The organism is Arthrobacter sp. 2MCAF14 (genome assembly GCF_052115645.1).
In the GTDB taxonomy this organism is placed as follows: Bacteria; Actinomycetota; Actinomycetes; order Actinomycetales; family Micrococcaceae; genus Arthrobacter.
Genome location: NZ_JBFRHB010000016.1, coordinates 85,439 through 99,069 on the forward strand (window position 1 = coordinate 85,439; position 13,631 = coordinate 99,069).

The 13,631-nt window shown below is 63.8% G+C and carries 12 protein-coding genes and 1 pseudogene; 8 read left to right on the forward strand and 5 right to left on the reverse strand.

The window, feature by feature from the left end:
• Positions 1-148: 148 nt before the first annotated feature.
• The 3 genes from AB4074_RS12815 to AB4074_RS12825 form a co-directional block, all read right to left on the reverse strand.
• Positions 149-646: an endonuclease domain-containing protein gene (locus AB4074_RS12815; RefSeq protein ID WP_441413713.1), complete on the reverse strand. Its 498-nt coding sequence runs from the start codon at positions 644-646 to the stop codon at positions 149-151.
• 219 nt (positions 647-865) lie between these two features.
• Positions 866-2,836, reverse strand: coding sequence for an ABC transporter ATP-binding protein (locus AB4074_RS12820; RefSeq protein ID WP_441413714.1), 1,971 nt, complete (start codon positions 2,834-2,836; stop codon positions 866-868).
• Complete coding sequence (locus tag AB4074_RS12825) at positions 2,833-4,566, reverse strand: ABC transporter ATP-binding protein (RefSeq protein ID WP_441413725.1); 1,734 nt, start codon at positions 4,564-4,566, stop codon at positions 2,833-2,835. Before AB4074_RS12825 ends, AB4074_RS12820 begins: the two co-directional genes overlap by 4 nt.
• A 164-nt stretch (positions 4,567-4,730) precedes the next feature.
• Here AB4074_RS12825 and AB4074_RS12830 point away from each other — a divergent pair, with 164 nt between their 5' ends.
• Together AB4074_RS12830 and AB4074_RS12835 are read left to right on the forward strand one after the other, a co-directional pair.
• Positions 4,731-5,567 carry an alpha/beta fold hydrolase gene (locus tag AB4074_RS12830; protein ID WP_441413715.1) on the forward strand — a complete coding sequence of 279 codons (837 nt, stop codon included), beginning with the start codon at positions 4,731-4,733 and terminating at the stop codon, positions 5,565-5,567.
• A gap of 143 nt (positions 5,568-5,710) precedes the next feature.
• Positions 5,711-6,184 carry a sensor histidine kinase gene (locus AB4074_RS12835; protein WP_441413716.1) on the forward strand — a complete coding sequence of 158 codons (474 nt, stop codon included), beginning with the start codon at positions 5,711-5,713 and terminating at the stop codon, positions 6,182-6,184.
• A 161-nt stretch (positions 6,185-6,345) separates the two neighbouring features.
• On the opposite strand, the gene AB4074_RS12840 is transcribed toward AB4074_RS12835, so the two are convergent.
• Positions 6,346-7,704: a formimidoylglutamate deiminase gene (locus AB4074_RS12840; RefSeq protein WP_441413717.1), complete on the reverse strand. Its 1,359-nt coding sequence runs from the start codon at positions 7,702-7,704 to the stop codon at positions 6,346-6,348.
• Entirely contained in the window at positions 7,701-8,900 is a 1,200-nt protein-coding gene (locus tag AB4074_RS12845; RefSeq protein WP_441413718.1) for an allantoate amidohydrolase, read from the reverse strand. Before AB4074_RS12845 ends, AB4074_RS12840 begins: the two co-directional genes overlap by 4 nt.
• Positions 8,901-9,101: 201 nt before the next feature.
• Here AB4074_RS12845 and AB4074_RS12850 point away from each other — a divergent pair, with 201 nt between their 5' ends.
• The 6 genes and pseudogenes from AB4074_RS12850 to AB4074_RS12875 form a co-directional block, all read left to right on the forward strand.
• The gene (locus tag AB4074_RS12850; RefSeq protein ID WP_441413719.1) at positions 9,102-9,833 is read left to right on the forward strand and encodes an IclR family transcriptional regulator; all 732 of its coding nucleotides are present in this window, start codon (positions 9,102-9,104) and stop codon (positions 9,831-9,833) included.
• On the forward strand, positions 9,830-10,936 hold the full coding sequence (locus tag AB4074_RS12855; protein ID WP_441413720.1) for an ABC transporter ATP-binding protein: 1,107 nt from the start codon (positions 9,830-9,832) through the stop codon (positions 10,934-10,936). Before AB4074_RS12850 ends, AB4074_RS12855 begins: the two co-directional genes overlap by 4 nt.
• Positions 10,933-11,583, forward strand: a complete 651-nt coding sequence (locus tag AB4074_RS12860) for an ABC transporter permease (protein WP_059389395.1) — start codon at positions 10,933-10,935, stop codon at positions 11,581-11,583. The genes AB4074_RS12855 and AB4074_RS12860 overlap by 4 nt, the downstream gene beginning before the upstream one ends.
• Positions 11,580-12,308 carry an ABC transporter permease gene (locus AB4074_RS12865; RefSeq protein ID WP_441413721.1) on the forward strand — a complete coding sequence of 243 codons (729 nt, stop codon included), beginning with the start codon at positions 11,580-11,582 and terminating at the stop codon, positions 12,306-12,308. The genes AB4074_RS12860 and AB4074_RS12865 overlap by 4 nt, the downstream gene beginning before the upstream one ends.
• Before the next feature lie 115 nt (positions 12,309-12,423).
• Positions 12,424-13,341 (forward strand): ABC transporter substrate-binding protein, encoded by a 918-nt coding sequence (locus tag AB4074_RS12870; protein WP_441413722.1) that lies wholly within the window; start codon positions 12,424-12,426, stop codon positions 13,339-13,341.
• Between the two features lie 47 nt (positions 13,342-13,388).
• Positions 13,389-13,631: pseudogene (locus tag AB4074_RS12875) on the forward strand (urocanate hydratase); the annotation flags it as partial.

Sequence of the window (13,631 nt, forward strand, 5' to 3'; positions counted from 1 at the left end):
CAAGCCTAGTCCGCGCCGTCTTTACCGCTTCCGAGCAACAGCGAGTGTCACGCCAGGCAGGTTTTTGGCCGCTGCGGGCATCCGAACTCCCGGATTTCCGGACTTCTCTCTGATCCACGGCCCCAAAAAGTTGCTCAGCGTGACACGGCTACGCCGCCGGACGGCCAATTTTCCCGCGACCAAGCACCGCAAGAACCTCCGCAACCATGGTTTCCGCCTCATGGACCACGTCGGAGTAGTAGTACCGGAGCACCGTGTAGCCCTGAACCACGGACGAGTTGTTACGGCGATGGTCTTTCTTCACCTGCCGCCACTCCGCATGGTGGCGGCCGTCGAGTTCCACCAACAGCCGCCCATCCAGCAAAAGGTCCATGTAGCCCACGCCGTCGAGATAGAACTGCGGCTGGACATGGATTCCGGCCTTCCGGAAGTAGGTCCGGGCCAGCGTCTCCAACATCGATTCAGCCCCGCGATCCACCCAACGTAGAACCTCGCGTGCCTTGCCGTTGCGCTTTCCCGGCAGCCGCTCCCGCAGGAATCCCACTGTCATGTCACCCCGGGCCACAGCACACTCCACCATGACCAAGGATTCCTGCCAGGGCAGGCAGCGCAATGCGTGAATCAGGACATCGGCCAGGGCGGCCACTGGTCTGAGCGGATGCGCGCGCCGCACTGATGCAGGTCAGTATTCGGTGGTTTCGGACCAAGGCCACATCGGCGACGGATGCCGAAGCCAGCGCGTAGACGCCACGCGCCGGTTGGTCCACACCACTGCGCACCGCCCTCCTCAGCTGGCCGTCGGTGATGCCAAGACGCCAAAAAGTTGCTCAGCGTGACATGCCACGCCGCGCGAACCATATAATCCTCAGACCTCCGCCACAGGCGCCGCGAACTGGGCTTCGTACAGCCTCGAGTAGGCGCCCCCGGCGGCCAGGAGCTCCGCATGGGTGCCTTGCTCCACGATCTGCCCGGACTCCATCACCAGGATGAGGTTGGCGTCGCGGATCGTGGAGAGGCGGTGCGCGATCACAAAGCTCGTCCGGTCAGAACGCAGGGCATTCATGGCCTTCTGCACCAGAACCTCGGTCCGCGTGTCCACCGAGCTCGTGGCCTCGTCAAGAATCAAGACTGACGGACGGGCCAGGAACGCCCGGGCGATAGTGAGCAGCTGCATCTCACCCGCGGAAACGTTACTGCCCTCGTCGTCGAGCACGGTGTCGTAGCCCTCCGGGAGGGAGTGCACGAAGCGATCCACGTACGTTGCTTGGGCGGCCTCCAGAATCTCGGCCTCGGTAGCGTCGGGCCGTCCGTAGGCGATGTTGTCCCGGATGGTGCCGCCGAACAGCCAGGTGTCCTGAAGCACCATGCCCATCCGCGAGCGCAGCTCGTACCGGGACATCGAGGCGACGTCGACGCCGTCGAGCGTTATCCGTCCGGCGTCGAGCTCGTAGAAACGCATCATCAGGTTCACCAGGGTGGTCTTGCCTGCTCCGGTGGGCCCGACGATCGCCACGGACTGTCCGGGCTCGGCCACGAGGCTCAGATTCTGGATCAGCGGCTTGTCTGGTGAGTAGGAGAAGGAGATATTCTCGAACACCAAGCGCCCGCGCGTCACTTCGGGGACAGCCGAGGGCTCAGGATCAGCGCTTTGCTCCTCGGTATCGAGCAGCGAGAAGACGCGTTCTGCGGAGGCCACGCCCGACTGAAGCAGATTGGCCATCGAGCCGAGCTGGGCCAAGGGCTGCGTGAACTGCCGTGAGTACTGGATGAAGGCCTGGACATCGCCCAACTGCATGGCGCCTGAAGCTACTTGAAGGCCACCCACCACGGCGATCCCGACATAGACCAGGTTGCCGATGAATGTCAGTGCCGGCATGATCAAGCCGCTGATGAACTGGGCACCGAAGCTGGCCGAGAACAACTCTGCGTTCTTCTCGCGGAACCGCTCCTCGACTTCGCGCTGGCGTCCGAACACCTTCACGAGCGCGTGGCCGGTGTAGGTTTCTTCGATCTGCCCGTTCAGCTCGCCGGTGTTCTTCCACTGGGCCACAAACAGCTTCTGCGAGCGCTTGGCGATCAGCACCGTGGTGACCAGCGTCAACGGCACCGTGACCAGGGTGATAAACGCCAGGATCGGCGAGAGCAGGAACATCATGAAGATGACGCCGGCCACTGTGAGCAGGGACGTGACCGCTTGGCTGATGGACTGTTGGAGGCTTTGCGAAATGTTGTCGACGTCGTTCGTCACGCGGCTGAGCAGTTCGCCGCGCTGCACGGAGTCGAAGTAGCGCAGCGGAAGCCTGTTGATCTTCGCTTCGATCTGCTCGCGGAGCCTGTACACGGTCCGCTGCACGACGCCGTTGAGCACGTAGGCCTGAATCCAGCCGAACGCTGAGGCCAGGACATACAGGACCAGCACCCACAGCAGGATAGAGGACAACGCCCCGAAGTCGATTCCGACGCCGGGAGTCAGGTCCATGCCCTTCAACATGTCCGCTTTGGAGCCCTGGCCGGAAGCGCGCAGTCCCTCGATGACCTGTTCCTTGCTCACCCCGGCGGGAAGTTGCTTGGATACGACGCCGGAGAAAATCAGGTTGGTGCCCTGGCCCAGAAGCCGGGGGCCGATCACGGAGAGGGTCACGCTTGCCACGGCGAGGAAGAGAACCAGGGTCAGCCACAAGCGCTCGGGCCGCAACGTGGCCAAGAGACGCTTGGCCGAGGGCAGGAAGTTCATGGCCTTTTCTGCTGGGATGCTCATCCCCGCGAAAGGTCCGCCGCGGCCTGGCCCCATCGGGGGACGCTGCGGGCGGTTGGCGGTGCTGGGTGCGCTGCTCATGCCGCCTCCTCCGCTGCCAGTTGCGAGGAAACTATCTCCCGGTATGTTTCTGAAGTCTCCAACAGCTCTTCGTGGGTTCCGCGCCCCACGAGCCGCCCGTCGTCGAGCACTAGAATTTGCTCGGCATCCGCGATGCTGGATACCCGCTGCGCAATGATGACCATGGTGGCGCCCGAAGTGTGGCGCTTGAGGGCTTGGCGGAGCCTGGCATCGGTAGCGGTGTCCAGGGAGGAGAAGGAGTCGTCGAAGATGTAGAGCTCGGGTTGCTTCACGAGTGCCCGGGCGATTGCGAGGCGCTGGCGTTGGCCGCCGGAAACGTTCGTGCCGCCTTGCGAGATCGGAGCGTCAAGCCCACCCTCCATTTCCTCGACGAAATCCTGGGCCTGTGCAATGGAGAGCGCCCGCCAGAGTTCTTCCTCGGTGGCGTCGGGCTTGCCGTAAAGAAGGTTGCTGCGGACCGTGCCGGAGAACAGGTAGGGCTTCTGTGGGACCAGTCCGATGTGCCCCCACAAGAGGTCGGGGTGTAGTTCGCGGACGTCGACGTCGTCGATCCGCACCGAGCCGCTGCTCGCGTCGAAGAGCCGTGGCAGCAAGTTCACCAAGGTGGTCTTGCCCGCGCCCGTGCTGCCGATGATCGCCGTCGTCTGGCCCGCGCGTGCCCGGAAGCTAATGCCGCTCAGGACAGGCTGCTCGGCACCCGGATAGGCGAATCCGACGTCGAGCAATTCCAGTTCACCACGGCCGGCGGTCTCCGTCACCGGGTTCGCGGGAGGCCGCACGCTCGATTCGGTCTCCAGCACCTGTCCGATGCGGTCCGCCGAAACAGCAGCGCGCGGGATCATGACAGCCATGAACGTAGCCATCATGACGGACATGAGGATCTGCATGAGGTAGCTCAGGAAGGCGATCAATGTGCCTACCTGCATGGATCCGTCGTCGATCCGGAACGATCCAAACCAGATCACGGCAACGCTGGAGACGTTGAGCACCAGCATCACCACCGGGAACATGAGGGCCATGAGCCGCCCGGCGCGCAGCGCCATCTCCGTGACGTCCTGGTTGGCCGAGGCGAAGCGTTCCGTCTCCATGTCCTCGCGCACGAACGCGCGCACCACGCGGATGCCGGCGAGCTGTTCGCGGAGCACGCGGTTCACGGTGTCGATCCGGACCTGCATCTTGCGGAACAGCGGGACCATCCGGCTAACGATGAGGCCCACCGCAACCAGCAACACGGGGACGCTCACGGCAATCAGCCAGGACAACTGTGCATCCTGCCGGACCGCCATGATGACCCCGCCGATGCTGAGCATGGGCGCCGCAACCATGAGCGTGCAGGACATCAGGACGAGCTGCTGGACCTGCTGCACATCGTTGGTTGAACGCGTGATCAGCGACGGCGCGCCGAAGCGGGTGACCTCCTGCTCGGAGAACTCCCCCACCCTGGTGAAAATGGCCCCGCGCAAGTCCCGCCCCAGTCCCATGGCGGCTTTCGCGCCGAAGTACACAGCCGTGATCGAACACGCGATCTGCAAGAGGGTGATGAGCAACATGAGGCTGCCGGTGCCCAGGATGTACCCGGTATCCCCCTTGGCCACGCCTTCGTCAATGATGTCGGCATTCAGCGTGGGCAAGTACAGCGACGCTATGGACTGCGCCAACTGGAAAATGACGACGGCGATCAGCAGCCGCCGATGTGGCCGCAGGTACTGAACGAGAAGTTTCCAGAGCATCGTTCTCCAACTCACGTAGTGATTCGAAGGCCAGTCTACGACTGGTTGCTGGGGGCAACTAGAGCTTTCCCTCAGGGCGAAGCGTGGCGCGGGGGGTGCCGCCTTGGTACCCGGACAGTAGGCTGGAAACGCTCGGCAAGATCCGCTACGAAAGGACCGTAGTCATGGCTTACATCACCGTCGGAAATGAAAACAGCTCCGAGATCGAGATCTACTACGAGGACCACGGGACCGGCCAGGCAGTGGTCCTTATCCACGGCTATCCCCTGGATGGTTCGTCCTGGGAGAAGCAGACCGCTGCCCTGCTCAACGCCGGCTACCGCGTCATCACGTACGACCGCCGCGGCTTCGGCAAGTCCAGCAAGCCGACCGTCGGCTACGACTACGACACCTTCGCCGCGGACCTGAACACCCTGCTGGAAGCACTGAATCTCAACGACGCCGTACTGGTGGGCTTCTCGATGGGAACGGGAGAAGTGGCCCGCTACCTTGGCACGTACGGCTCGGCCCGGGTCGCGAAAGCCGTGTTCCTTGCATCCTTGGAGCCGTTCCTCCTGCAGACTGCCGACAACCCCGGAGGCGTCCCGCAGTCCGTGTTCGACGGACTTTCCGAAGCCGTCATTTCCGATCGCTACGCTTTCTTCACCGAATTCTTCAACAACTTCTACAACGCTTCCACTTTCCTCGGAACGCACCGCCTGAGCCCTGAAGCAGTCACCGCCAGCTGGAACCTGGCAGCCCAGTCGGGGGCCTATGCCTCGGTGGCCGCGCAGCCCACGTGGCTCACCGATTTCAGGGCCGACATCCCGAAGATTGATGTGCCGGCCTTGATCCTGCACGGCACCGAGGATCACATCCTCCCCATCGACGTCACCGGCCGGAGGTTCGCCGAAGCACTCCCCGGCGCCGAATACGTGGAGATCGACGGCGCCCCGCACGGCTTGCTGTGGACGCATGGCGCTGAGGTCAACCAGGCCTTGCTCGGCTTTCTTGCGAAGTAGGAGAGATTCCTGACAAAAAATTAGGACGAAACTAACTGAATATCGCGGGAACCTTAACTCCTCTGGTCCAGTCTTAATGCAAGCACAGGCGGAACCCACCCGCCGGCGAAAGCACCAAAGCTGCAAGGGGAGCAGGACCGGCCATGAAGACAACAACAGCCCTGGACGAGGTTACCGCCATCAATGGCGTGATCACCGATCAGCAACCCGTTGACTTCCATGCTCTGGGGCTCGCGGGCTGCATCGACCGATTGGCCGCACCGCTCCGCCGCCAAGGGACCGAAATCCACTGGGAGACGCCTCATCATGGTGTCGAAATCTCGTCCGGCTCCGCTTCCTTGCTCTACCACGCCGCCAAGGAAGTCCTCAGCAACGCCTTCAAGTACGCGCATGCCCACGACGTCACCGTCCGGCTCGCCGCCGTCTACCACGGGATCCGGCTGACAGTCACGGACAACGGCGCGGGCTTCGACGGCAAGGCAACGCCCGCGGGCGCACACCACGGATTCGGGCTCCGCCTGATGTCCATCGCCGTCAGCGAAGTGGGCGGCGATGTCTCCATCGTCTCCAGTCCAGGCAACGGAACCTGTGTAACCGTCACCCTGCCACTCGACTGATACGGGTGGGTGCCCGACGGCGGCAGGCACCTCCCGTCACGCCACGCAATCTTTTGGCGGCTTCGGCATCCGAGCGCCCCGGAATTCCAGGGCGGAGCGCCGGTCGCGCCTCCAAAACCCGGCTCAGCGTGACGCCTGACACGTGACTCCTGAGAAAGCTCCTAGGAAAACTCCTTCAGCGCCTCGGTGAGCAGCCCACCCGGAGAACCCAGCCGAACATGGACGCCGTTTGAGGCCACCAGTTCTCCAGCGATCACGACGGCGGTGACGTCGCTCGCCGTCGCGCTGAACGCGAACTGCTGCGGCATGGAACCGGCTGTCCGCACCGAGTCCGGAGCCACTGCCATGAGGTCGCACACCGCACCTACCTCAAGTGCAGACGCTATGGGCGTAGCCATGGATGCGGTCGCGCCGATGGTGGCCGCGTGCAGCAGTTCCTGGGGTGAGAACCTGCCCCGCTGGCCGGAGCCTAGACGTTCTCCGTGTTCCAAGGTGCGCATTTCAATCCAGGGATCGATCACCGCGTGTTGGTCGGTGCCGAGCGCGATGGTCGAGCCGGCGTCGGACAATGCGCGAGCCGGTCCGATCCCGTCGGCGAGATCGGCCTCAGTGCTGGGACACATCACCACAGTGGCTCCCGCATCCCCGAGAAGCTGGACGTCGTCCAACGTTAGGTGGGTCGCGTGGACGGCCGAGAGCCGCCGGGACAGCAGGCCGTGGCGGGCAAGAAGCCCGGCTGGCGTGACGCCATAGGCCTCCACGCAGGCTTCGTTTTCAGCCGGTTGTTCGCTGAGGTGGATGTGCAGCGGAATGTCGGTGGGCAACTGCCGGGAGACAGTCTTGAGCGCCTCTTCGGGCACTCCTCGGACGGAATGCAGGGCGGCCCCCACGCCGACCATTTCAGGCGGAAAGCTCCGCGCCACCTCGGCCCGCAATGACGCGAGCCGGTCCAACCAGGCTTGGGCATCGGCGTCGCCAAACCGTGCCTGTTCCGGGCTGAGCGGAGTCCCGATCCCTCCCGCGAGGTACAGTGTGTCCAGCAATGTCAGGCGGATCCCGGCCGCCACGGCTGCCCTGGCCAACGCCAATTCCATCGCGTGCGGCTCCAGGTACGGCGTTCCTTCCGGCTGGTGGTGGACGTAGTGGAACTCGGCCACGCTACTGAAGCCCGAGACCACCATTTCGGTGAAGACTGCCGCGGCGAGCTTCTCGTATTTCTCCGGGGTAAGTTCCGCAGCGCTCCGGTACATTTGCTCTCGCCAGACCCAGAAATCACCGCGCCCGTCGTGCGTCCTTCCGCGCAGGATCCGGTGAAAAGCGTGCGAATGGGCGTTGGCCGCGGCGGGGAAGACGACCCCGTTCAATATCCGGTCACCCGTTTCGGGCTCGACGCCGGTAGCGATCCGGGAGATGTGCCCCTCGTGCACTTCCAGCCGAACGCCGGTGGCGACAACCGCGCCGCCCGGGACGGGACCGCCGTCGACGTTTACAAGCGCCGCCTCGCACCAGAACCCGCTCACAGGAGTCCCTCCAGAACGTCGGCGAGGGCAACCGCGCCGGCGGAGGCATCCTCGTCGGCGACGTACTCTTCCGGGGAGTGTGAGATTCCGCTCGGGTTGCGGACGAAAAGCATCGCCGAGGGGACATGTCCAGCCAAGACTCCGGCGTCGTGCCCAGCGCCGGTCGCTAATACAGGCGCGTCCGGCAGGAGCTCGCCGATGCGTCGGCTCAGCTCGGGATCGAAATGCACGGTGTCGCTGTAGGACTCCTCGGTGAGGGTAACGGTGCATCCTTCGCCCGCCGCGATTTCCCGCGCCGCGCGGTAGATCGATTCGATCAGTTGTGCCGTCACGGCGTCGTCGGGGTGCCGGGCGTCGAGCCATAGATCGACGCGGGAGGCAATCACGTTGGTGCCGCCGGGAACCGGGGTCAAGCGCCCCACGGTGGCCCGCGCATCCGGCTGCCTCGCCGCGGTGTCGCGGACGGCAACGACGATCTGCGCGGCCGCGACCATCGGATCGGCACGGTCCGCCATGAGAGTGGTTCCGGCGTGGTTGCCTTGGCCGCTGACGCTCAGCTTCCAGCGGCCGTGGCCCAGAATGGAGCTTCCGACGGCGATGGCCGGCCCGCCTTGGCCCAGCCCCTTTCCCTGTTCCACATGCAGTTCAACGAAGTCGCCGATTCGCGCCATGGTTTCCGGATCGGGACCGATGTGCCCGGGATCCAGGCCATTGCTCCGGGCGATGTCGGCGAAAGTGTTGCCATCGACGTCGCGCAGGTTCAGCGCCTTGTCGACGTCGATGGCACCCGTCAATAGCCGCGAGCCCAGGCAGGCTACGCCAAAGCGGGATCCTTCTTCTTCCGGGAAGACTGTGATGGCCAGGGAACGCCCCGGCTCTAGACCGCGGGAAACGAGGACATCGACGGCGGCGAGTGCGGACGCGACGCCGAGCGGCCCGTCAAAGGCCCCTCCTCCCGGGACGGAGTCGAGGTGGCTGCCAGTGACAAGCGCACCGTCCTGGGGCTTTCCCCACCAGGCCCAGATAATGCCGTTGCGGTCGGTCTCGACGCCGAGGCCGCGCTGTTGGGCTTGTTCGATGAACCAGTGCCTGAGGTCGAGCTCGGGCGTCGAGTAGACGGCCCTTGAGTATCCTCCGCGCACCGCATCGCGGCCCACGTCCTTGATCGAGTCAAGGAGCTGATTGACGGTTTCCACGTGTTCCTCCGATTAATGAAGACTGCCACCAAGTAAAAACCACTTGTCACCCCATGACAAGACCCTGAGGCCAGAACCACGACAATTAACAGGCCTGAAACACCCCCGAAACGGCTTGTTCCCACCGAGCGTCTCAAATCCCGGAATCTCAGGTAATTTCACGAAATCTATTGCCATTCGATGAAAGTTGATTTTTACTAAGTGGCAAGACATGGTGATTCGGACCACTTGAAAGCAGGTCAGTCAGTGGCAGCAGACCCTTCCACCCGGACGGTCGAAAGAGCGTTGGCCCTCCTGAGCGCGGTCTGTACGGATGGCGCCATCAGTTTGAGCGACGCCGCGCGCGTTGTTGACTTGTCAGCCAGCACCGCGCTCCGCCTCCTCCGCACGCTGGAGGGCAGCGGCTTCGTGAAGCGGGACCCGAACGGAAACTTCCGGCCCGGTGCCAGTGTGATCCAGTTGGGAGCACTCGCGCTTGGACAGGAATCCCTCGTGTCTCTGTGCACACCGCATATGAAGAGGCTGGTGGCCGAAACGGGCGAGTCCTGCTATTTGAGCATTCCTGGTCCTGGGGAAACCGGAATCTACATCGCCATTGTCGAAGGTACGCACTCTGTCCGGCACACCAGCTGGGTCGGCAGGAGCATTCCGCTGGAAGGATCCGCCGCCGGGAAGGTCCTGACTGGCGGGCAGAACGGCCGCGGCTTCGCCATCGTGCGAAGCGGCGTAGAAGACGACATTACGGCCGTCGCCGCACCCATCGTGATCGGCGGCCGCACCGTGGCGGCCCTCAGCATCGTCGCACCGAGCTACCGCTTGGGCGAAGCGAAGGCCCAGACATTTGGCGAGGAACTGGCGAGGGTGGCGAACAGCATCCTCGTGGAACCCTCCGGAGACCATGAAGTGCCCCAGGAAAGCATGGAAAAGAAATGATCAAGTTTGAAAATGTCACCAAGGCGTACCCGGACGGGACGGTCGCCGTCGATGGCTTGAGCCTCGAGGCGCCCACCGGCAAGTTGACCATCCTGGTAGGGCCGTCCGGTTGTGGCAAGACAACATCGCTGAGGATGATCAACCGCCTCATCGAGCCCACCAGCGGCACCATCTACCTCGATGACGAGCCGACGTCGGGCATGGACGCAGCCTTGCTGCGCCGCCGCATCGGCTACGTCATCCAGCACGCAGGCCTCTTCCCGCACCGCACCATCGTCGACAACGTGGCAACGATGCCCGTGCTGCTCGGCGAGAGCAGGCAGAAGGCCCGCATGAAAGCCCTCGAGCTCATGGAGCGCGTCGGACTCCCCGCGAGCTTCGCCAAGCGCTACCCGTGGCAATTGTCCGGTGGCCAGCAGCAGCGAGTGGGCGTGGCCCGGGCTTTGGCTTCGGATCCGTCCTTCATGCTCATGGACGAACCCTTCAGCGCCGTTGACCCCGTGGTCCGGGCGCAGCTCCAGGAGGAGTTCCTCCGGCTTCAGCGCGAGATCGGCAAGACCATCATCATGGTCACCCACGACATCGACGAGGCCCTCAAGCTAGGCGACCAGGTTGCCGTGATGCGCGTCGGTGGAAAGCTCGCCCAGATGGCGACGCCCTCGGAGCTGCTGACCTCCCCGGCTGACGAATTCGTGGCCGACTTCGTGGGACGCGACCGTGGCTACCGATCCCTCGGTTTCACCAACGCGGCCGGCACGGTCGCTGTTGCCGAAGAAGCTGTGGTCGCCCTTGGCGCCTCCGCCGCCGAGGCACAGAGCAAGGCCACAGGAGCCTGGGTGCTGGTGGTCGACGGCGGCCGGAAACCCCTCGGCTGGGCACAAGCGGATCTCATTCGCGGCGAACTCAAGAGGGAGCACCTTAACCTCAGCGGCACCTCCGCATCATCGTCCGGGACCATGCGCCAATTGCTCGACGCCGCACTTTCCTCCCCCAGCCGTCGCGGCGTCGTCGTCAATGAACACGGAGAGCTCATCGGCACAGTGACCGCCACCGACATCGTCAAGGCGATCGAGGCGGAACCGCACCTGGAGACGGCGCGATGAACTTTGAATGGCTGGGCCGCCAGTCCGACAACATCGTCTTCCTCCTCGGCTGGCATGTGCTGCTCGCCGTCACTCCCCTCATCCTCGGCCTGCTGATCGCACTCCCCCTTGGTTGGTGGGCACACCGCAGCCGCCGGATCTATCCCCTTCTGGTGGGCGTGGCGGGCCTGCTGTACACGGTCCCGTCCCTCGCCCTGTTCGTCTTGTTGCCGCTGGTCCTTGGCACCAAGATCCTGGACCCGCTCAACATCGTGGCAGCACTGACCATCTACACCGTGGCGCTGCTGGTACGCGTCGTGGCTGATGCACTCGATTCCGTACCGGAAGACACGGTCCAAGCGGCCAAGGCCATGGGCTACCGGGGATACCAGAGCCTGGTGAAAGTGGAGCTTCCTGTAGGCGTCCCGGTCATCAGCGCAGGGCTCCGCGTCGCGGCGGTCTCCAACGTGAGCCTCGTTTCCGTGGCAGCGTTGCTAGGCATCCCGCAGCTCGGCTCGCTCTTCACCCAAGGCTTCCAGTTGCGGTTCTTCACCCCGATCATCGCCGGCATCATCCTCTGCGTGGTCCTCGCCATGATCCTTGACGGACTGATCATCCTCCTCAACCGGTGGCTGACACCGTGGACCCCCAAGGTGGTGGCATCATGATCAACTACTTGTTCAATCCCGCACACTGGAGCGGCGCCGACGGCATCCCCACCTTGATCGGTGAGCACCTCCTCTACTCCCTCATCGCCTTGGTCGTCGCGGCCATCATCGCGGTTCCGCTTGGCATCTACATCGGAGTCACGGGCAAGGGCGTCTTCATGATCGCGGGCCTCGCGAACGCCCTCCGCGCCCTCCCCAGCGTGGGCCTTCTGATCCTCCTGGTCCTGCTGATCTCGCCTGCGTTCCCGTCCAAAATGGGCTACATCCTGCCGAGCCTCATCGTCCTGGTGCTGCTCGCGGTCCCGCCCATCCTGACCAACACCTACGCCGGCGTCCGCGCGGTGGACGCTGCCGCCGTCGACGCCGCCAAGGGCATGGGCTTCCGCACCATGAAGATCCTCACGGACATTCAGCTCCCTTGCTCGCTCCCGCTCATGCTGTCCGGTGTCCGCAGCGCGCTGCTGCAGATCATCTCGACGGCGACCATCGCCGCGTACATTTCGCTAGGCGGCCTTGGACGGCTGCTGATCGACGGCAAGGCCCAGAATGATTACAGCCAAATGGTTGTCGGGGCCGTGCTGGTCGCCCTGCTGGCCCTGTTCTTCGACCAATTGCTCGCCTTTATCACCCGCAGGGTCGTCTCACCCGGACTGACCCGGCGCACCGTCAAGGCTGCCGCCCCGGCCGCAGCGGCTGACTCAGTGAAAACCCCCGTCACGGTCTAAGCAACTCCTCGCTTCATCGCCGTCGAGCGCCGTGCCCGACGGCGGCAACACCGTTCAATCGACCCCCACTTGGCCACGGCATGCCCTGCAACGGCCCTCCCCAGAGAGAATTGACATGAAAAAGTACCTGACTGGTTTCGCCCTGGCGGCAGCCACCGCCATCGCCCTGAGCGCTTGTGGCGGTGGGGATCCCTTGAGTTCCACCAACAACAACTCCCAGGCCGCAGGATCGACGGACAGCATCATGGTCGGCTCCGCGGACTTCCCGGAAAGCCAGCTCATTGCCAAGATCTACGCCGAGGCCCTCAAATCGAAGGGCGTCCAGGTCACGGAGAAGCCCAGCATCGGCAGCCGCGAAGTCACCATCCCGGCGCTGAAGGACGGTTCCATCGACCTCATGCCGGAATATGGCGGAGCCCTCCTCCAGTACCTTGACGCTTCCACCAAAGCGGTCACCTCGGATGAAGTCACGAAAGAGCTGAGCGCCAAGATTCCGTCCGGACTCACGCAGCTGACAGCATCCAAGGCACAGGACAAGGACGTGTTGGCGGTCAAGAAGGAAACCGCCGACAAGTACAACCTCAAGTCCATCAGCGACCTCCAGCCTGCTGCCAAGGATCTCGTTCTCGGCGGCCCGCCGGAGTGGAAGACCCGCATTAATGGTGTTGCGGGCCTGAAGTCCGTCTACAACCTCGACTTCAAGGAATTCTCAGCGCTCGACGCCGGCGGCCCGCTCACGCTGAACGCCCTCCTTTCCGGTCAGGTACAGGTTGCGGACCTCTTCAGCACCGATCCCGCAATCGCCGCCAACAACCTGGTTGCCCTCGAAGACAACAAGAATCTCTTCTTGTCCGAGAACATCGTTCCCGTCATCAACCAGAAGAAGGCCAGCGACACCGTCAAGAGCGTGTTGGACAAGGTGTCCGCCGCGTTGACCACCGATGACCTGATCCAGATGAACGGCAGGACCGCCAAGTTCGAGGACATGGGACAGATCGCCCAGGACTGGCTCAAGTCCAAGAACCTGGCCTAGTTCGAGCAAGAAGCAACTAGTCCAGCATTACCTAAGGAGTACGAAGAATGGCACCCGCCGATTTCACTACCGGAGCCCGCCCTGTCCGGGCCGCGCGCGGCACGGAGCTGACCGCGAAGAGCTGGCAGACCGAAGCGCCGCTGCGGATGTTGATGAACAACCTGGACCCGGAGGTCGCCGAGCGCCCGGATGACCTGGTCGTGTACGGCGGCACGGGCCGGGCCGCCCGGTCCTGGGCCGCGTTCGACGCGATCACCCGGACCCTGGAGACCATGGAGAAGGACGAGACC